Genomic DNA, 19,309 nt, shown 5'->3' with positions numbered 1-19,309 from the left:
TCCATGGGACGTTATGTGATCCGGCGGCTGCTCCAGATGATCCCGGTGTTCATCGGCAGCACGTTCCTGATCTTCTTCATGGTGTACGCGCTCGGTGACCCCGTCGCGGCCCTCTTCGGCGACAAGGCACCCGACCCCTCGACGGCCGCCCGCATCCGCAAGGACCTCTACCTCGACCAGCCGCTGTGGAAGCAGTACCTCCACTACATGGGGCAGATCTTCCAGGGCGACTTCGGCACCGCCTTCAACGGCCAGAGCGTCACCGACCTGATGGCCACGGCCTTCCCCGTCACCCTGCGGCTGACCATCGTCGCCATCGTCATCGAGATCATCGTCGGGATCACCCTCGGCGTGGTCAGCGGACTGCGCCGAGGCAAGTCCGTCGACACCAGCCTGCTGGTCCTCACCCTGATCGTGATCTCCGTGCCCACCTTCGTGACGGGCTACCTCCTCCAGTACCTCTTCGGCGTCAAGTGGGGCTGGGTGCGGCCCACCGTCTCCCCGGACGCCCCCTTCGGGGAACTGCTCCTGCCCGGCATCGTCCTCGCGCTCGTCTCCCTCGCCTACGTCACCCGGCTCTCGCGCACCTCCATCGCCGAGAACGCCAAGGCCGACTACGTCCGCACCGCCACCGCCAAGGGCCTTCCGCGCAGGCGCGTCATCACCCGGCACCTGCTGCGCAACTCGCTGATCCCCGTCGTCACCTTCATCGGCACCGACATCGGCGCCCTGATGGGCGGCGCCATCGTGACCGAGCGGATCTTCAACATCCACGGCGTCGGCTACCAGCTCTACCAGGGCATCCTGCGCAACAACTCCCCGACCGTGGTCGGCTTCGTGACGATCCTCGTCATCGTCTTCCTGCTGGCCAACCTGCTCGTCGACCTGCTGTACGCGGTCCTGGACCCGAGGATCCGTTATGCCTGAGCGCGACGAGCCCGCCTACGACCCGCTGCAACCAGGAGAGGGAGAGGCCATCGCACCCACCGGCCAGGGCGGCCCCATGGACCTCGCGCTGGACGAGGCCGAAAGCCTGGAGAAGACACTGGGCGACGACCCGTCGGGCCCGGCGGAGAAGGCCCGCTCCCTCTGGTCCGACGCCTGGCACCAACTGCGCCGCAACCCCGTCTTCCTCGTCTCCTCGCTGCTGATCCTCTTCCTCGTCGTCATCGCGATCTGGCCGCAGCTCATCGCGAGCGGCGACCCGCTGCACTGCGACCTGTCCAAGTCACAGCAGGGCTCCTCCCCGGGACACCCCTTCGGTTACGACACCCAGGGCTGCGACGTCTACACCCGCACCGTCTACGGGGCCCGCGCCTCCATCACCGTCGGCGTCTGCGCCACCCTCGGCGCCGCCCTCCTCGGCTCGGCGCTCGGCGGGCTCGCCGGGTTCTTCGGCGGATGGGGCGACGCGCTGCTCTCCCGGATCGCCGACATCTTCTTCGGCATCCCGGTCGTCCTCGGCGGACTGGTGTTCCTGTCCGTCGTCACCAGCACCACCGTGTGGCCCGTCGTCGGTTTCATCGTGCTGCTCGGCTGGCCCCAACTCGCCCGCATCGCCCGGGGATCGGTCATCACCGCCAAGCAGAACGACTACGTCCAGGCCGCCCGGGCACTCGGCGCGGGCAACACGCGGATGCTGCTGCGGCACGTCGCGCCCAACGCCGTCGCCCCCGTCATCGTCGTCGCCACCATCGCCCTGGGCACCTACATCGCCCTGGAGGCCACCCTGTCGTTCCTCGGGGTGGGCCTGCGGCCGCCGACCGTCTCCTGGGGCATCGACATCTCCAACGCCGCCTCGCAGATCCGCAACGCCCCGCACATGCTGCTGTACCCGGCCGGCGCGCTGAGCGTGACCGTCCTGGCCTTCATCATGCTCGGCGACGCGGTGCGCGACGCCCTCGACCCCAAGCTGCGCTGAGGAGCCCTTGCCCATGCTGCTCGAAGTGCGCGACCTGCACGTGGAGTTCACCACCCGCGAGGGGGTCGCCAAGGCGGTCAACGGCGTCGACTACTCCGTGGACGCGGGCGAGACCCTCGCCGTGCTCGGCGAGTCCGGCTCCGGCAAATCGGTGACCGCGCAGGCGGTGATGGGCATCCTGGACATGCCGCCGGGCCGGATCACGGGTGGCGAGATCCTTTTCCAGGGCCGGGACCTGCTCAAGATGCGGGAGGAGGAGCGCCGCAAGATCCGCGGGGCCGAGATGGCCATGATCTTCCAGGACGCCCTCTCCTCGCTGAACCCCGTACTGAGCGTAGGCGCCCAGCTCGGCGAGATGTACGAGGTCCACCACGGCCTCTCCCGCAAGGCGGCCCGGGCCAAGGCGGTCGAGCTGATGGACCGGGTGAGGATCCCGGCGGCCAAGCAGCGGGTGGGGGACTACCCGCACCAGTTCTCGGGCGGCATGCGCCAACGCGTCATGATCGCCATGGCGCTCGCCCTGGAACCCGCGCTGATCATCGCGGACGAGCCCACCACCGCCCTGGACGTCACGGTCCAGGCCCAGGTCATGGACCTGCTCGCGGAGCTCCGGCGCGAACTGAACATGGGGCTGATCCTGATCACCCATGACCTCGGCGTGGTCGCGGACGTCGCCGACAAGATCGCCGTCATGTACGCCGGTCGGATCGTGGAGGCGGCCCCCGTGCACGAGATCTACGCCGCCCCCGCCCACCCCTACACCCGGGGACTGCTCGACTCGATCCCGCGCCTCGACCAGAAGGGGCAGGAGCTCTACGCGATCAAGGGGCTGCCTCCCAACCTGCTGCACATCCCGCCCGGCTGCGCGTTCAACCCGCGCTGCCCGATGGCGCAGCCCGTCTGCCGCACCGACGTGCCCCCGCTCTACGAGGTGACCGAGTCGCCCGTGCCCCGCACCACCGCCTGCCATTTCTGGAAGGAATGCCTGCATGCCTGAGCCGATCCTGGAGGTGAAGGAGCTGGTCAAGCACTACCCGCTGACCCAGGGCATCCTCCTCAAGCGGCAGATCGGCGCCGTCAGGGCAGTGGACGGCGTCTCCTTCGACCTCGCGGCCGGCGAGACCCTGGGCATCGTCGGCGAGTCGGGCTGCGGCAAGTCCACCGTCGCCAAGATGCTGGTCAACCTGGAGCGTCCGACCGCGGGGACGATCTCGTACAAGGGCGAGGACATCACCCGGCTCTCCGCCCGCGCCCTCAAGGCCGTCCGCCGCAACATCCAGATGGTGTTCCAGGACCCGTACACCTCGCTGAACCCGCGAATGACGGTCGGCGACATCATCGGCGAGCCGTTCGAGATCCACCCGGAGGTGGCCCCCAAAGGCGACCGGCGGCGCAAGGTCCGGGAACTCCTCGACGTGGTCGGACTGAACCCGGAGTACATCAACCGGTACCCGCACCAGTTCTCCGGCGGCCAGCGCCAGCGCATCGGCATCGCCCGGGGACTGGCCCTGCGGCCGGAGATCATCGTCGCCGACGAGCCGGTCTCCGCGCTGGACGTCTCGGTCCAGGCGCAGGTCGTCAACCTGCTGGCGCGCCTCCAAGGCGAGTTCGGCCTGTCCTACGTGTTCATCGCGCACGACCTGTCGATCGTGCGGCACATCTCCGACCGGGTCGGCGTCATGTACCTGGGCCGCATCGTCGAGATCGGCTCCGACACCGAGATCTACGAGCACCCCACCCACCCCTACACCCAGGCGCTGCTCTCGGCCGTGCCCGTGCCCGACCCGCGAGCCAGGGCGCTGCGGGAGCGGATCATCCTGACAGGCGACGTGCCCTCCCCGGCCAACCCGCCGTCGGGGTGCCGCTTCCGCACGCGCTGCTGGAAGGCGCAGGAGCGGTGTGCGGTGGAGGTGCCGCCGCTCGCCGTGCCCGAGTGGTTCCCGTCCGGGCCGAGGGCGCACCCGTCGGCCTGTCATTTCGCGGCCGAGAAGCAGGTGGTGCCGGTGACGGCCCCGCCGCCCGGTCCACCGCCGGTCGTACCGCCGGCGGGGCTGTCGAAGGAGGAGCGCCCCCCGGGGGAACGATGATTTCCGGCCACCCCCGAGTGTGCGTCCGAATACCTCTCCGGTGGGGGCAACTCCGTTTACTTCGCCGCAACTTGACCGTATCTGCCCCGAGATATCGACCGGGCAGCCTGGTCCCTGTGCGGCCGTGCGGGTGCCGACAGCCGGTCGGGCGGGCCTACGGCCTTCCCGGCCGGCCTCCCCGTGACCCTCCACGTGCGCGGCGTGCGCCCCTCGTGCTGCCGGAATTCGATCGATGCGCTGGTACGGATAGTTATGATCCGTAGCGCACGGTGGGTATGACTTCGCCGAGCACGAGTACGCGTACCGATGTCCGCTCGACGTGGAGGTGAAACGCCGTGGCACTCTCGATCTCGGCCGTGGTGCTGCTGGCGATCGTCGTCTTCCTGCTGGTGCGGAAGTCGGGGCTGAAGGCGGGACACGCCTTCGTCTGTGTGCTCCTCGGCTTCTACCTGGCGAGTTCGACCATCGCGCCCACCCTCAGCCAGCTCACGTCCAACGTGGCGAGCATGATCAGTGGGCTCAAGCTGTAGGGCGGCCTCGTAGGCTGACCCCATGAACGGTCTTCCCGCCCGTCGTCTGCTGCTCGTGCACGCGCACCCGGACGACGAGTCGATCAACAACGGCGTCACCATGGCCAAGTACGCGGCCGAGGGCGCCCACGTCGCGTTGGTCACCTGCACGCTCGGCGAGGAGGGCGAGGTCATCCCGCCCGAGCTCGCCCACCTCGCGCCCGACCGCGACGACACCCTCGGCGCGTACCGTGTCGGCGAGCTCGCCGCCGCCATGAAGGAACTGGGCGTCACCGACCACCGCTTCCTCGGTGGCGCCGGCCGCTTCCGGGACTCCGGCATGATGGGCGCGGAGCAGAACCACCGGCCCGGGGCCTTCTGGTCCGCCGATGTCGACGAGGCTTCCGCGCACCTGGTGGAAGTGATCCGCGAACTGCGGCCGCAGGTGCTGGTCACCTACGACCCCGACGGCGGCTACGGCCACCCCGACCACATCCAGGCACACCGGGTCGCCACCCGCGCAGCGGAACTCGCGGCGGAGCCCACGTACCGCCGCGACCTCGGCGAACCGCACCGGATCGGCAAGGTCTACTGGAACCGGGTGCCGCGTTCGGTGGTCGACGAGGGCTTCGCGCGGCTGCGCGCGGCGGGTGCGGCCGTGCCGTTCTCGGGCGTCGCGACCGCGGGGGACGTGCCGGGCGTGGTGCCGGACGAGCGGATCACCGCCGAGATCGGCGACGAGAACGGCCGGGAGACCTTCGTGCGGGCCAAGGCCGCCGCGATGCGGGCGCACGCCACGCAGGTCGCCGTGGACGGCCCCTTCTTCGCCCTGTCGAACGATCTGGCCCAGCCGCTCTTCGCCCGCGAGTTCTACGAACTCGTCGCGGGAGAGCCGGGCGTCCCGGCGGGCGAGCGGGAGCACGACTTGTTCGCGGGGGTGACGGCATGACCGGGACCCTGACGGCCGGGCGGATCGCCGCCCTCCTGGGGCTGCTCGTCGCTGGGGCGGTGACCGGCGCGGCCGGTTGGCTCGTGGTCGACCTCTGGTTCCCGGGCGGACTGCTGCTGGCGCTGCTCGCCCTCTTCGGGGTCTTCCTCGCCGGCCGGCTCGTGACCGGCGGCGGCATCGGGGTGGGCGCGGCGGCGGCCGGCTGGTTCCTGACGTACGTGATGCTCAGCCTGCCGCGCCCCGAAGGGGACTTCCTGCTCGGTTCGTCCGGAAAGGGCCTGTACGCCTACCTTTTGGGCGGGGTCGTCGTCGCTGTGATCTGCGCCACGATGAAGGGGGCGCCGCACCGGCCGGATTCGGCCGCCCGCTCCCGGGGCTGATGCGCTGTCGGACTCGGCCGGCCTCGGATCGGGGACGGCTTGAGGGGGTTTGACGGTCCGTGCGAGGGTGGCCCGTGGAAACCCAAGAGGAATCCCTGATTCCCGACGGACAGTTGCGCGCGCACGGCGGCCAGTATGGTGGACGGGCCGCCGAGCTGCCCGCGCAAGGTTGACGGGCGGCGGAGCCAACCGGGAGAACCTGCCTTGAGTCGTGAAACTGACAGTTCGTCCCCCGGGCCCCAAGGGCACGGTGGAGCCGCCTACCCCTCGGGCACGCCGCCGTACGGAACCGGCCGGCAACCGTCCACGACTGTGCCACCCGGACCTGGCGCGGCGACCGCCACGGAGGAGAACCCTGTGACTTCGAAGCCGTCCACGCCCGACTCCGACGGGCCGAAGACCGAGACCACCCTGACGACCCGGATCCGGATCAACATCCCGGGTTCACGGCCGATCCCGCCCGTCGTCGTGCGCAAGCCGGTGAAGGACGCCGAGAAGTCCGCCGAATCGCGGCCCGGCGCGTCCGAGGAGGCGGCCGGTCGGGCTCCCGCTCCGGCGCCCGCGCCGTCCGCCGGTGCGCAGGCGGGGGGTGCCCCGCAGGCGCCGCCCGCGCCGCTGCCCACGAGGAACCCGGCCGCCTCCCAGGCGGGCCGCGCGCAGGACCGGAGCGGCTCCGACGAGGCGGCCGGCAACTGGTTCGCGCCGCGCAAGGCACCCCCGACCCCGCCGGCGGGTGTGCGGACCGAGCCCGGTCCCCCGCCGGGCGGCGCGGGCTACGGCTCGGCTCCGGGCGCCGGACCGGTCGGCCCCGACGCGACACGGGGGCCAGGCGGCCCCGCGCCGGCGGGCCCCGGCGGGCCCGCGGGACCCCGTACCGGTGGTGCGCCCGGCCCGCAGGCCCCCGCCTCCCGTTACGGCGCCGACCGGGGGTTCCCGCCCGGCCCGCCCGCACCGGGGGGTCCGGGCGCCGGATCGCCCCAGCGGTACCCGGAGTTCGACGGGCCCGACTTCGGCGCGCCCGACTTCGGCGCCCCCGGGTACGACAACGGGCCCTCCACCGAGGCGTTCCCCGCCTACACGGACCCCGCCTCCCGGCAGGCCGGGCCCGCCGGGCCGACCGGTGGCCCCGCGCTGGGCACCGCCCCCGTACGCGCCGACGACGCGCCGCGCTGGCCCGGCCCCGAGGCCCCGCCGGTGGGTGGTTCCGGTCCGCTGCCCGGTAGCCCGTTCCCCGGCGCTCCCGTGCCCGGTGGTCCGCTGCCCGGCGGTCCCTCCGGGGGTGGTGCCATGCCCGGACCGGTCGTGCCGACGGCGGCCCCGCAGCCGCCGAAGCAGACCCGGCCGGCCCCCAAGGCGCCCGCCAAGTTGGCCAAGAAGCGCTCGAAGCTCGTCATGGTGGGCGGCGGCCTCATCGTCCTGCTCGGCGTGGCCTACGGCGCCGGGCTGCTGCTGAACCACTCCGACGTCCCCAAGGGCACCACCGTCCTCGGCGTCGACATCAGCGGCGGCCGCGACGAGGCCGTCACCAAGCTCCAGGACCACTTCGGCACCCGCGCCGCCGCCCCGCTCCGCTTCACCGTCGGCGGCAAGCAGGTCGAGCTCAAGCCCGACAAGGCCGGGCTGACCATCGACAGCCAGACCACCGTCCGCAACGCCGCGGGCAGCGACTACAACCCCGTCAGCGTCATCGGCTCCCTCCTCGGCCGGGAGCGCACCGCCGAAGCGGTGATGCCCGTGGACGAGGAGAAGCTGCGGGTCGCCCTCCAGGAGATGGCGGGCAGCGCGGGTACGGCGACCGAGGCCACGATCAAGTTCGACACGGGCAAGGCCGTCGCCGTGCCCGGCCAGGCCGGCACCAGCCTGGACGTGGACGGCTCCATCGACCCGGTGGTCAAGGCGTTCCACGACGCGGTCGCCACCGGCAAGACCACCCCTGTCGAACTGCCCACCGCCAACCGCGAACCGGCCATCGACCAGGCCGAACTGAACCGTGCGATGAAGGAGTTCGCTGAACCCGCGATGTCGGGCATCGCCACGGTCAAGGCCGGCGGCAAGTCCATCGCGTTCGGCCCCAAGACGCTGCCCAAGATCCTCAGCATGCAGGCCGTCAACGGCCACCTCGTCGAGAAGTACGACCTGGAGGCGTTGAAGGCCGCCTACAGCGACACCTTCGACGGCGTCACGGTCACCCGGGGGACCGGCGCGAAGACCGCCGTCACGCCGCAGGACGTCGCGGGCGCCCTCGGCAAGGCCCTGCGCGGCAAAACGGCCGCCGAGCGGACCGCGGTCATCGACACGAACGCGAGCTGACCGCCGACTGCCGCAGCCGCGTGCCGGAGCCCCTGCCGACCCCCTCGCACGAGGGGGACGACAGGGGCTCCCGCGTCTTCCGCACCCCGTCACCTCCACCGGATGACAACTGTCATGCGGCAGTCACGACGCGCGACACTGACGCGGACCCCCGGCGGCGGGCGAACCTTGAGCCATGAAGACGACGACCGCGACGCAAACAGCCGCCGCCACGGGCTCCGGAGCCACCACCGGTTCCGTGGTGAGCTTCCAGAACGTGACCAAGAACTACGGCGCCGTCCGTGCGGTCGACGGACTCTCCCTCGACCTCCACCCGGGCGAGACCGTCGCACTCCTCGGCCCCAACGGCGCCGGGAAGTCCTCCACCCTCGACCTCCTGCTCGGACTGCGCCCCGCCGACTCCGGCTCCGTCCGGCTCTTCGGGACCACGCCCCGCGAGGCGATAGCCGCCGGCCGGGTCGGGGCGATGCTCCAGACCGGTGGGCTGATGGAGGAGGTGACCGTACGCGAGATAGTCGCCCTCACCTGCGCCCTGCACCCCCGCCCGTACCCGGTGGACGAGGTGCTCAGCCGCGCCGGGATCTCCGACATCGCGGGCCGGCTCGTCAACAAGCTCTCCGGCGGCCAGGAACAGCGCGTCCGCTTCGCGCTCGCCACCGCCGGGGACAACGAGCTGATCGTGCTGGACGAACCCACGACCGGCATGGACGTCACCTCCCGCCAGGCGTTCTGGGCCACGATGCGAGAGCAGGCCGCCCGCGGCCGGACCGTCCTCTTCGCCACGCACTACCTGGAGGAGGCGGACGCGATAGCCGACCGCGTCCTGGTCCTGAGCAAGGGCCGGCTCCTCGCCGACGGCACCGCCGCCGAGATCAAGGCGAAGGCCGGGGCCCGCCGCATCGCCTTCGACCTCACGGACGAGGAGGTGGACGAGCAGGCGCTGCGCGCCCTCCCGCACCTCACCGCATACGAGCGGCACGGGGACACCGTGAAGCTCCAGTCGCGCGACGCCGACGCGACCGTTCACGCCGTCTACGCCCTGGGGCTCTACCCCCGGAACCTGGAAGTCGCCGGGCTGGGCCTGGAACAGGCTTTCATCGCCCTCACCGAGGCCGAGGAGGCCAACGCATCATGAACACCGGAACGCTCAAGCTCGTCAAGCTCGAAGTCACCCGCGCCCTGCGCAACAAGAAGTACCTGTTCTTCACCGTCCTCTATCCGGCCGCGCTCTTCCTGATGCTCGGCGGCACCCTGAACGGCACGACCAAGGTCATGGGCACCGAACTGACCATGCCCGCCTTCTACATGGTCGCCATGGCCTCATTCGGCGCCCTGACCGCCGTCCTCATGGGCAACAGCGAGCGGATAGCCAAGGAGCGGGAGTCGGGCTGGGTCCGTCAGTTGCGTCTGACCGCCCTGCCCGGCCGCGGCTACGTCCTGGCCAAGACCGCCAGCGCCGGTGTGCTGTCCCTGCCCGCGATCCTCGTCGTCTTCGCGGTGGCCGCCCTGGTCAAGGGCGTCCGGTTCGACGCCTGGCAGTGGCTCGCCCTGACGGGCTCCATCTGGGCCGGCAGTCTCGTCTTCGCCGCCCTCGGTGTCGCCCTCGGCTACCTGGCCAGTGGCGACACCGTCCGCCCCATCACCATGCTGTTCTACTTCGGCCTCTCCATCCTCGGCGGCCTGTGGATGCCCACCGCCGCCTTCCCGCAGTGGCTGCGCGACATCTGCGAGTGGCTGCCGACCCACGCCTACGCGGGCCTCGGCCAGGCGATAGAACTGGGTGGCGCGCCCCACATGAAGGACGTGGCGATCCTCGCGGTCTACTTCGTACTGTTCACTGGTGCCGCCGCCTGGCTGTACCGCAAGGACTCTCTGAAGGCGTGACGACGCAAGTGACCAGCGCGACCAAGGCCGTGAACGACAGCCTGACGGGGGTGGCCGGAGGGCCGAGAGTGGGCATGCGCCCCGAGACCCGACGCCACAAGATCGTGAAGTCGATGTGGATCAGCCTGTGGCTGTTCTACCTCAGCGCCCCCGTCACGGACCTGGTCGGCGGCGGACACAGCACGCAGGCCCGCGTGCTCGGCGGCCTCGGCCTCGCCGCCTTCGTCGTCTGGTACCTGGTCCTGGTGTTCCGCACCGCCCGGGACGACCGGGTGCGCTGGCTGCTGATCTCCGTCGCGGCACTCTCCGTCCAGGCCACCGTCCTCTCCCTGAGCCTCGGCCGGGAATGGCTGGTCCTGTTCGTCTACGTCTCCATCTCCTCCGGAGCCTCGCTGCCGGGGGAGATCTCCCGCTGGACGGTACCGGCCGCCACCGCGCTGCTGACGGCGACCGCCATGGCGGTGCCGGGCGGCGACGCCTACCTGGCGGGCCTGCTGATCCCGGCCGTGATGGGCGGCTTCGCGATGGTCGGCATTCGCGCGATGATCCGTACCACCATCGAACTGCGCGAGGCCCGGGCGACGGTGGCGCAGCTCGCGGCCAACGAGGAACGGCTGCGGATGGCCCGCGACCTGCACGACCTGCTCGGGCACTCGCTGTCGCTGATCACGCTCAAGAGCGAACTGGCGGGCCGGATGCTCCCGGACCGCCCGGAGCTCGCCGCCCAGCAGGTGGCGGACATCGAACAGGTCAGCCGGCAGGCGCTGGTCGACGTACGGGAAGCGGTGAGCGGCTACCGGCGGCCGACCCTGCCGGGCGAACTGGCCGGGGCGCGCACCGCCCTGACCGCGGCGGGCGTCATCGCCGACCTTCCCCCGGACGTCCCGGAGGACCTTCCGCAGGACATCGAGTCGGCGCTGGCCTGGTCGCTGCGCGAGGCCGTGACGAACGCGGTGCGGCACAGCGGCGCCAAGCGCTGCACGGTCACCCTGGCCACCCGCCAGACCCTGGCCGGCCGCGTCGTCGAGCTGGTCGTCTTCGACGACGGTGCGGGCGGCGCGGCGCCCCACGGCAACGGTCTCACCGGTCTGACGGAACGTCTTCACGCGGTGGGCGGCGCCCTGGAGGCGGGCCCGGTGGGCAGGACCGGATTCCGGCTGCTGGCCCGGGTCCCCCTAGGATCGACCTCATGACGCCACGGCCCATCCGGATCCTCCTCGCCGAGGACCAGTCCATGGTCCGGGAAGCCCTCGCCGCGCTGCTCGGCCTCGAACCGGACATCGAGGTCCTGGCCCAGGTGGCGCGGGGCGACGAGGTACTGAGGGCGGCCCGCGCCCACGACGTGAACGTGGCATTGCTCGACATCGAGATGCCGGGCATGACGGGCATCGAGGCGGCCGCGGCGCTGCGGGACGCCCTGCCGGACCTGCGGATCGTCATCCTGACCACCTTCGGCCGCCCCGGCTACCTCCGCGGGGCGATGGAGGCGGGGGCGTCGGCGTTCCTCGTGAAGGACGCCCCGGCCGCGCAGTTGGCGGACGCGGTGCGCAAGGTCCTCACGGGAGAGCGGGTCATCGACCCGACGCTCGCGGCGGCCGCCCTCGCCGAGGGGGCGAACCCGCTGACCGACCGCGAACGCGAGGTTTTGCGCGCCGCGGAGTTCGGTGCGACCAACGCCGAACTCGCGGCCCGACTGCACCTGTCCCAGGGCACGGTCCGCAACTACCTCTCGACGGCCATCCAGAAACTGGCCGCCCGCAACCGCGCCGAAGCCGTCCGCGTGGCCCGCGAAAAGGGCTGGCTCTAGGGGCATTCCCAGCCTCGCCGGCGTTTGAGGCGCGGGGTGTCGGGCGGAGCCCGGCGCGGCCGGGGGCACTTGCGCGGCGGCGGCGCGGACGAAGCTTCCCCCCGCCCCGCCCCGCCCCGTTCCGGCCCCGGCCCCGGCCCGGCCCCGGCCCGGCCCCGGGCCGGCCCCGGGCCCCGCCCATCGGGCGGTCAGTTCAGCAGGGCCCGGGCCGAGAGGGCTTCCGCGCGGACGCGGGCCGCCGCCGCCGTGTCCACCGCGTCGACCACCTCCGCGTACGCCTCCAGCTCCGCCGCGCCCGTCACGAACTCCCCCCGCTCCACCAGCACCCGCGCCCGCTCGTACCGCAGCGACGCGGGGTGCGAGGGCAGCAGCAGCGACAGGTCCAACGCCCACAGCGCCACCCCCGACTGCTCCGGCCGAGTGGCGGCCCACGCCCGGATGTTGTTGAGGATCCGCAGGACGATGTCCAGCGTGCGGGCCGGCGTGCGCGGCCCGGTCGCCTGCTCCGCCGGGCCCGCCCCGAGCGAGGCGCCCCCCGCGAAGGGGTCCACCACCACCCCCTCCTCCGGGTCCCCGAAGCCCACCACGAAGTGCCCCGGCAGCCCCAGCCCGTACACCGGCGCACCCGCGCGCCGGGCCACCTCCAGCCAGACCACGGACAGCAGGATCGGCAGCCCCCGGCGACGACCGAGCACCTCGTGCAGCAGCGAGGACGAGAGCCGGTCGTAGTCGGCCGGAGTCCCGTGGAAACCCAGCCGGCCGCCCAGCAGCTCCGTCACCGCCGACGCCCACGCCGCCCCGCCGCGCAGCCCGTACGGCAGCATCCCCGCCAGCCGGTCCAGCTCGATCTGCGCCCGGTCCATGGCGGGCTCGTCCAGCCCGGGATCCGCCTCCGTCGCCAGCAGCAGGCACAACAGCGCCAGGTCCGGCCGCTCGGAGCGGGCCTCCGCCGCGAACCGCGCACGCCGGCCGGGGCTCACACCGCCGCCCGGAAGTGGTGGTAGGCGTGGTGCGTCGCGAAGCCCATCCCGTCGTACAGCGCCCGGGCGCCCGGGTTGTCGGTCTCCACCTGGAGCCACGCCGCCGAGGCGCCCTCCTCCAGGGCCCGCCGGGCCAGGGCCGCCATCACCGCCGTCGCGTGGCCCCGGCGCCGCTCACCCGGATCGACCTCGACCGCCGCGAAGCCGGCCCACCGGCCGTCCACCACCATGCGTCCGATCGCCCGTCCGGGCAGCGTCGCGAACCACACCGAGGGCCCGGCGACCAGCACCTTCCGGGCCACCTCGGGATCCTTCACCCGTCCGTACCGCCCGAGCCACTCCTCGTCGGGCGCCCGAGTCAGCCGGACCTCGGACGCCGCGGCGGCCTCCACGTCCCCGATCGGGGCCAGCGCCGCGATCCGGACCTCCGCCGAGACCTCGTTCGCCCAGCCGCGCCGTTCCAGCTCCGCGCACAGCCGTTCCTGGGTGCCGAGCGCGCCGGTCGCGGCCTGTACGTACGCCGGAAGGCGATGTCGCGCGTACCAGGACGTCACTCGCGCGAGTGCTTCGTCCAGGGGTATACCCGGGTCGCCCAGCGGCAGCGCCGAATTGGCCCGCCGGGTGAATCCCGCCGCCGCCCGCAAGGTCCACTCGCCCAGCGGCTCGCTCTCCAGCGGCTGCCAGGCCCGCGCGGTGACCCGCGCCAGCTCCTCGAAGGACGCCGCGGGCCCCTTGCGTCGGGCCGGCGCCGGAGGGACGATCTTGCCTGCTACCAGCGTCGATTCCGCGATGTGGACGGAAAGCCCGTCCTTGCGTGTGATCGTGAGCACACCCTCGGTCCAGGATGTGAGAACCCCGACCGTGTCCGTGAACGAGGGGCGCCCGCTCAGGTCCGCCTCCACCCGTCGCACAGAAACCCGTTTACCCACGTCAGCGTGGGTAATACGGATCTCCAGCAGTCCACCGGCAGTGATTTCCACAGCTCTGTCCGCCCCTCCTGTTCGGATCGTGCCCGGGAACGGAGATACTAGGCGTGGGCATCGACGACGCCGCGCTCCCGCGCGATATGGAAAGCCCTACCGAGGAGGAACGAGAGCGTGACCTACGTCATCGCGGAGCCTTGTGTCGACGTCAAGGACAAGGCATGCATCGAAGAGTGCCCCGTCGACTGCATCTACGAGGGCCAGCGGTCCTTGTACATCCACCCGGACGAATGCGTCGACTGTGGTGCGTGTGAGCCGGTCTGCCCGGTCGAGGCCATCTTCTACGAGGACGACACCCCGGAGGAGTGGAAGGACTACTACAAGGCGAACGTCGAGTTCTTCGACGATCTCGGTTCGCCCGGTGGCGCCTCCAAGCTGGGCCTGATCGAGCGGGACCACCCCTTCATCGCCGCCCTGCCGCCGATGGGCGAGGGCCACTGACGGCCGTCGCCCCGCCGCAGTGTGCCTCGGTCCCGTACGGCCCCGTGCCGCGCGGGACCGAGCCGTTTCCGCGGCGCCGCCCGCCGGAGCACTAGCGGGCAGCGCCGGCGGCGAGCAGGACCCGTAGCGAGCAGGACCAGTGAGCGAGCAGTGAGCGAGCAGAGAGCAGAGAGCGCCGTGGCCGCAGTATCCGCACGTCTTCCCGCCTTCCCCTGGGACAAGCTGGAGCCGTACAAGGCGACGGCGGCCGCCCACGCCGACGGCATCGTCGACCTGTCGGTCGGTACGCCCGTCGACCCGGTACCGGAGCTGATCCGCGCCGCCCTCGTCGCCGCCTCCGACTCCCCGGGCTACCCGACGGTGTGGGGGACGGTCGCCCTGCGCGACGCGATCACGGGCTGGCTGCGCGGGCGCCTCGGCGCGAGCACCGTCGGGCACCGCAACGTCCTGCCGGTGGTCGGCTCCAAGGAGTTGGTGGCCTGGCTGCCGACGCAGCTGGGCCTGGGCGCCGGCGACAAGGTCGCCTACCCCCGGCTCGCGTACCCCACGTACGAGGTCGGCGCCCGGCTGTGCGGGGCCGAGCCGGTGGTCTACGACGACCCGACCGAGCTCGACCCGGCGGGCGTCAAGCTGCTGTGGCTCAACTCCCCCTCCAACCCCACGGGCCGGGTGCTCCCCAAGGACGAGCTGATCCGGATCGTGGCGTGGGCGCGGGAGCACGGCATCCTCGTCTTCAGCGACGAGTGCTACCTGGAGCTGGGCTGGGAGGCGGAGCCCGTCTCGGTCCTGCACGACGAGGTGTGCGGCGGTTCCTACGAGGGTCTCGTCGCCGTCCACTCGCTGTCCAAGCGGTCCAACCTGGCGGGCTACCGGGCGGCGTTCATCGCCGGCGACCCGGAGGTGCTCGGCGAGCTGCTGGAGATCCGCAAGCACGGCGGCATGATGACCCCGGCGCCGGTGCAGGCCGCCGTCGTCGCCGCCCTGGGCGACGACGCGCACGTGGCGGAGCAGCGAGGCCGGTACGCCGCCCGCCGGGAGGCGCTGCGCGGGGCCCTGGAGGCGCACGGCTTCCGCATCGAACACAGCGAGGCCAGCCTGTACCTGTGGGCCACCCGCGACGAGCCCTGCTGGCAGACGGTCGCCCACCTCGCGGAGCTGGGCATCCTGGTCGCGCCGGGCGACTTCTACGGCGAGGCGGGCGCGAACTTCGTCCGCGTCGCCTTCACCGCCACCGACGAGCGGGTCGCGGCCGCGGTCAAGCGGCTCGGCGCGTAAACGGCTCCGCCGGCCCGGCAGGCCGGACAGGTCCGGAACAGCCCGAGGGCCCGGGAGTTCGCACTCCCGGGCCCTCGGTCCTGTCGTCGAAGTAGCGCTGGCCAGGCGGAACTTCGACGACAGGACCTCGGTTCCCGCGGCGGCGGGTCAGTGGCCGAGACCGCCCAGCGGTCCGGCGTTCAGCGGAAGCTGCGGCGCGGCCGGCAGGCCCGAGGTGGGCAGCTCCGACGTGGGCAGGCCGGAGGTCGGCAGACCGGCCAGCAGCGGACCGGCCGCCTCGGTGAGCTGGGCGGGGGCGGCCTTCGCCGCGGTGTCCGTGGCCGTGGCGGCGGTGTCGCCGACGGTGGCGGCGGCTGCGTCCGGGGACGTGAGCGCGCCCAGCTGCGGCACGGACTCCAGGCCCGCGGCGCTGGCCGCGCCGGCCGCACCGACCACGGGAGCTGCCCCGGCTGCGAGGAGCAGCGCGGTACGGGCGATCCGACGGGTCAGGGGGAGGGACATGATGCTCCTAAGCGTTAGCGGCTGAGTACGCCGGTACAACCGCTCCCGGGGCGGGGTAAGTTGCGGACCCGATCGGTAAAGGATCGGTAACGCATCGTTTAATCGGGTTCCGCGACAAGCGCACCGGACCGGGGCCGACCAGGCATTCCGTGCCTTCCGCGCCACGGGCGCCCCCGCGCCGGTCACCCCCGGGCGGGGGACGTCCCGCACGCCCGAGCGATATCCGGGCCGGGGGGCCGTTCACAGCCGGGGTCAGCGGTGCACGAAGATCCGTACCTCGTCCGCCTGCGCGGTCGCGTCCCCCGGCGCACCGGACCGCGCGGACGCGGCCCGCTCGCTTTGCCACCCGCCGCCCGCCCCGCCCGCCGTCCAGCCCCGGGAGGCGTACGAGACCCGGGCGATCCCCAGGTCGTGGGAGTGCGCAACCGCCCAGTACGCCACCACCCGCGCGCGCCGGAACGCCGCGTCCGCGGGACCCTGCGGCTGCCCTACGGTGACCTCCGCCTCCGGGGCGGCGGCGCCCTCCTTCGCGGGGGAGGGGCCGGCGGGGGTGTCCACCCGCACCTGCTTGCCGAAGATCCGCACCAACTCCGCCCGCACCCGCTCGGGCCGGCCGGGCTCGGTGGGCGCCGGCCCGCCGCACGTCACCGAGCCGCCGCCCGCGAAGGCCGCCGTCAGGACGGTCGCGTTCGGTTCGTGCTTGGCGTACGCCTGCGGGAAACCGCTGAGCTGCACCTCCTGCGCGGCCTCGGTCAGCGGCAGCCGCGCCCAGCCCCGGACCTCCAGCAGCCGGTCGTAGAAGATCCCCGCCGCGTACACCGGGTCGCGGATCTCCTGCGGCGTGCCCCACCCCTGCGAGGGACGCTGCTGGAACAGCCCGAGCGAGTCCCGGTCGCCGTGGTCGAGGTTGCGCAGCCCCGACTCCTGCATGGCGGTGGCGAGCGCGATGGTGACCGCCCGGTCGGGAACGCCCTTGGCGACGCCGACGGCGGCTATCGTCGCCGCGTTCCCCGCCTGCTCCGGCGACATCCGGTACGGCTCGCCGCCGCTCCGGCCCCCGGGCGCGCCGGCCGTGCAGTGCGGGGCGCCGACCCCGCCGTTGGACTGGTACTGCACGACGAGGTAACCGCCGAGCGCGAGCAGAACGAGCAGACCGGCGACCTTGAGCAGGGGTCGGCGACGGCGCGGGCTGGAGTGATCGGTGGGGGACACGCGGCCCACCGTACTTGAGCTGTGTGACCGGCTCGCCGGACGCGTCCACCCGCCGGACCGGCAGGCCCTCTCCACCGGCCGGGCGTTAGGGTCGGCTCATGTCCGAATCCGAGCTGGACCTCACCCTGGACGCTGCCGAGCTGACCGCCCGGCTCGTCGACATCCCCTCCGTGAGCGGCGACGAGAAGGTCCTCGCCGACCTCGTGGAGCGCGCGCTGCGCGGCCTTCCGCACCTGACGGTGGACCGCTTCGGGAACAACGTCGTCGCCCGCACGCACCTCGGCCGCGCCGAGCGCGTCGTGCTCGCCGGTCACCTCGACACGGTCCCGATCGCCGACAACGTGCCCTCCCGCCTGGACGAGAACGACGTCCTGTGGGGTTGCGGCACCACGGACATGAAGTCCGGCGTCGCCGTGCAGCTGCGGATCGCGGCTACGGTGCCCGCGCCCAACCGGGACCTCACCTTCGTCTTCTACGACCAGGAGGAGGTCGCCGCCGACCTCAACGGCCTGGGAAAGGTCGCCGAGGCCCACCCCGACTGGCTGAAGGGCGACTTCGCGGTCCTGCTGGAGCCGTCGAACGCCGAGGTCGAGGGCGGCTGCCAGGGCACCCTGCGGGTACTGCTCCGCACGGCCGGCGAGCGCGCCCACTCCGCGCGGAGCTGGATGGGCTCCAACGCCATCCACGGCGCCGCCCCGATCCTCGCGCGGCTCGCCGCGTACGAGGCCCGCAAGCCCGTCATCGACGGCCTGGAGTACCACGAGGGCCTCAACGCGGTCCGCATCGAGGGCGGCGTCGCCAACAACGTCATCCCCGACTCCTGCACGGTGACGGTCAACTTCCGCTACGCCCCGGACCGGAGCGGGGAAGAGGCGCTGGCGCACGTGAAGGAGGTCTTCGCGGACTGCGACATCGCCGAGTTCGTGGTCGACGACTTCTCCGGCGGCGCCCTCCCGGGCCTGTCCCACCCGGCCGCCGCGGCCTTCATGGAGGCGGTCGGCGGCCGCGCCATGCCCAAGTTCGGCTGGACCGACGTGGCCCGCTTCAGCGCGCTGGGCGTACCGGCGGTCAACTACGGCCCGGGCGACGCGCTGCTGGCGCACAAGGTCGACGAGCGGGTCGAGACGAAGGCGATCCTGCACTGTGAAGAGCGACTCCGCGCCTGGCTGACCTCCTGAATTCCGCTCCTCGCCACCTTTGTGCGCCTAACCTGATCCAACGATCGGCAGGAGGGAGCACATCATGGGCAACCACCGCAATTCCGAGGGTTTCGCTCGTCGGCCCGAGGAGCAGCAGCTCGGACCGGTGCTGCGCAGGCGGAGCCAGGTGCAGGCGGGCAGCACGACGGACCAGCGGCTGCTGGATTCCGCCGGACCCTCCGAGTGGGTGCACACCGATCCGTGGAGGGTCCTGCGCATCCAGTCGGAGTTCATCGAGGGGTTCGGCACGCTGGCGGAGCTGCCGCCGGCGATCAGCGTGTTCGGTTCGGCCCGTACCCCGGAGGGCTCGCCGGAGTACGAGGCGGGCGTACGGATCGGGCACGCGCTCGTGGACGCCGGCTTCGCCGTCATCACGGGCGGCGGCCCGGGCGCGATGGAGGCGGCCAACAAGGGCGCCCGGGAGGCCAACGGGATCTCGGTGGGGCTGGGCATCGAGCTGCCCTTCGAACAGGGGTTGAACCAGCACGTCGACCTCGGGCTGAACTTCCGGTACTTCTTCGTCCGCAAGACGATGTTCGTGAAGTACAGCCAGGGCTTCGTCGTGCTGCCCGGCGGGCTCGGCACGCTGGACGAGATGTTCGAGGCCCTGACCCTGGTCCAGACCCGGAAGATCACCCGCTTCCCGATCGTGCTGTTCGGCACGGAGTACTGGGGCGGCCTGATCGACTGGCTGAAGAACACCGTCGTCGCCCAGGGCAAGGCGTCCGAGTACGACCTGTGCCTCTTCCACGTGACGGACGACGTGGAGGAGGCCGTGACGCTGGTCAGCAAGGAAGTCGGCGAGGGCACGAACGAACGCGCCGCCCGTGCCGCGACCGCAGAGGCGGCCCGGGAGAGCGGCGACTGATTC

Annotated in this window: 20 protein-coding genes; 16 read left to right on the top strand and 4 right to left on the bottom strand. The window is 72.3% G+C overall.

From position 1 onward, the window contains the following. The first annotated feature begins 3 nt into the window (after positions 1–3). From ABZ934_RS08125 to ABZ934_RS08070, 12 genes are all read left to right on the top strand, one after another. The gene (locus ABZ934_RS08125) at positions 4–927 is read left to right on the top strand and encodes an ABC transporter permease (protein WP_361309916.1); all 924 of its coding nucleotides are present in this window, start codon (positions 4–6) and stop codon (positions 925–927) included. Next, positions 920–1,921 carry an ABC transporter permease gene (locus tag ABZ934_RS08120; RefSeq protein ID WP_361309913.1) on the top strand — a complete coding sequence of 334 codons (1,002 nt, stop codon included), beginning with the start codon at positions 920–922 and terminating at the stop codon, positions 1,919–1,921. Before ABZ934_RS08125 ends, ABZ934_RS08120 begins: the two co-directional genes overlap by 8 nt. 13 nt (positions 1,922–1,934) lie before the next feature. Beyond that, positions 1,935–2,918 carry an ABC transporter ATP-binding protein gene (locus ABZ934_RS08115; protein WP_361309910.1) on the top strand — a complete coding sequence of 328 codons (984 nt, stop codon included), beginning with the start codon at positions 1,935–1,937 and terminating at the stop codon, positions 2,916–2,918. After that, the gene (locus ABZ934_RS08110; RefSeq protein WP_361309907.1) at positions 2,911–4,008 is read left to right on the top strand and encodes a dipeptide ABC transporter ATP-binding protein; all 1,098 of its coding nucleotides are present in this window, start codon (positions 2,911–2,913) and stop codon (positions 4,006–4,008) included. Before ABZ934_RS08115 ends, ABZ934_RS08110 begins: the two co-directional genes overlap by 8 nt. A gap of 335 nt (positions 4,009–4,343) precedes the next feature. Beyond that, entirely contained in the window at positions 4,344–4,538 is a 195-nt protein-coding gene (locus ABZ934_RS08105) for a hypothetical protein (protein ID WP_136213899.1), read from the top strand. A 22-nt stretch (positions 4,539–4,560) separates the two neighbouring features. Beyond that, positions 4,561–5,466, top strand: a complete 906-nt coding sequence (gene mshB, locus ABZ934_RS08100; RefSeq protein WP_361309905.1) for an N-acetyl-1-D-myo-inositol-2-amino-2-deoxy-alpha-D-glucopyranoside deacetylase — start codon at positions 4,561–4,563, stop codon at positions 5,464–5,466. Then, the gene (locus ABZ934_RS08095; RefSeq protein ID WP_361309903.1) at positions 5,463–5,846 is read left to right on the top strand and encodes a DUF6113 family protein; all 384 of its coding nucleotides are present in this window, start codon (positions 5,463–5,465) and stop codon (positions 5,844–5,846) included. The genes mshB and ABZ934_RS08095 overlap by 4 nt, the downstream gene beginning before the upstream one ends. 357 nt (positions 5,847–6,203) lie before the next feature. Then, on the top strand, positions 6,204–8,156 hold the full coding sequence (locus ABZ934_RS08090) for a hypothetical protein (protein WP_361309900.1): 1,953 nt from the start codon (positions 6,204–6,206) through the stop codon (positions 8,154–8,156). A 175-nt stretch (positions 8,157–8,331) separates the two neighbouring features. Next, complete coding sequence (locus ABZ934_RS08085; protein WP_361309898.1) at positions 8,332–9,291, top strand: ABC transporter ATP-binding protein; 960 nt, start codon at positions 8,332–8,334, stop codon at positions 9,289–9,291. After that, positions 9,288–10,040 (top strand): ABC transporter permease, encoded by a 753-nt coding sequence (locus ABZ934_RS08080; protein ID WP_361309895.1) that lies wholly within the window; start codon positions 9,288–9,290, stop codon positions 10,038–10,040. The genes ABZ934_RS08085 and ABZ934_RS08080 overlap by 4 nt, the downstream gene beginning before the upstream one ends. Positions 10,041–10,114: 74 nt before the next feature. Beyond that, entirely contained in the window at positions 10,115–11,233 is a 1,119-nt protein-coding gene (locus ABZ934_RS08075; RefSeq protein ID WP_361310320.1) for a sensor histidine kinase, read from the top strand. Beyond that, complete coding sequence (locus tag ABZ934_RS08070; protein ID WP_361309892.1) at positions 11,230–11,847, top strand: response regulator transcription factor; 618 nt, start codon at positions 11,230–11,232, stop codon at positions 11,845–11,847. Before ABZ934_RS08075 ends, ABZ934_RS08070 begins: the two co-directional genes overlap by 4 nt. Positions 11,848–12,035: 188 nt before the next feature. On the opposite strand, the gene ABZ934_RS08065 is transcribed toward ABZ934_RS08070, so the two are convergent. Together ABZ934_RS08065 and ABZ934_RS08060 are read right to left on the bottom strand one after the other, a co-directional pair. Beyond that, positions 12,036–12,827: a transglutaminase-like domain-containing protein gene (locus ABZ934_RS08065; RefSeq protein ID WP_361309889.1), complete on the bottom strand. Its 792-nt coding sequence runs from the start codon at positions 12,825–12,827 to the stop codon at positions 12,036–12,038. Further along, positions 12,824–13,807: a GNAT family N-acetyltransferase gene (locus ABZ934_RS08060; RefSeq protein ID WP_361309886.1), complete on the bottom strand. Its 984-nt coding sequence runs from the start codon at positions 13,805–13,807 to the stop codon at positions 12,824–12,826. The genes ABZ934_RS08065 and ABZ934_RS08060 overlap by 4 nt, the downstream gene beginning before the upstream one ends. Before the next feature lie 117 nt (positions 13,808–13,924). Here ABZ934_RS08060 and fdxA point away from each other — a divergent pair, with 117 nt between their 5' ends. Further along, the gene (gene fdxA / locus ABZ934_RS08055) at positions 13,925–14,251 is read left to right on the top strand and encodes a ferredoxin (protein WP_356739959.1); all 327 of its coding nucleotides are present in this window, start codon (positions 13,925–13,927) and stop codon (positions 14,249–14,251) included. A gap of 177 nt (positions 14,252–14,428) precedes the next feature. Beyond that, positions 14,429–15,526, top strand: a complete 1,098-nt coding sequence (gene dapC, locus ABZ934_RS08050) for a succinyldiaminopimelate transaminase (protein ID WP_361309883.1) — start codon at positions 14,429–14,431, stop codon at positions 15,524–15,526. 147 nt (positions 15,527–15,673) lie between these two features. On the opposite strand, the gene ABZ934_RS08045 is transcribed toward dapC, so the two are convergent. Continuing rightward, positions 15,674–16,027, bottom strand: a complete 354-nt coding sequence (locus tag ABZ934_RS08045) for an ATP-binding protein (RefSeq protein WP_361309880.1) — start codon at positions 16,025–16,027, stop codon at positions 15,674–15,676. A gap of 252 nt (positions 16,028–16,279) precedes the next feature. Further along, positions 16,280–17,239, bottom strand: coding sequence for a hypothetical protein (locus tag ABZ934_RS08040; protein ID WP_361309878.1), 960 nt, complete (start codon positions 17,237–17,239; stop codon positions 16,280–16,282). Between the two features lie 98 nt (positions 17,240–17,337). On the opposite strand from ABZ934_RS08040, the gene dapE reads away from it, so the two are divergent. Further along, positions 17,338–18,417, top strand: coding sequence for a succinyl-diaminopimelate desuccinylase (dapE, locus tag ABZ934_RS08035; RefSeq protein WP_361309875.1), 1,080 nt, complete (start codon positions 17,338–17,340; stop codon positions 18,415–18,417). A gap of 64 nt (positions 18,418–18,481) precedes the next feature. Next, on the top strand, positions 18,482–19,306 hold the full coding sequence (locus ABZ934_RS08030) for a TIGR00730 family Rossman fold protein (protein ID WP_361309872.1): 825 nt from the start codon (positions 18,482–18,484) through the stop codon (positions 19,304–19,306). Positions 19,307–19,309 lie beyond the last annotated feature (3 nt).

The sequence above is a fragment of the Streptomyces sp. NPDC046557 genome (genome assembly GCF_040645975.1).
In the GTDB taxonomy this organism is placed as follows: Bacteria; Actinomycetota; Actinomycetes; order Streptomycetales; family Streptomycetaceae; genus Streptomyces.
This window is presented reverse-complemented; position numbering and strand designations above follow the sequence as displayed.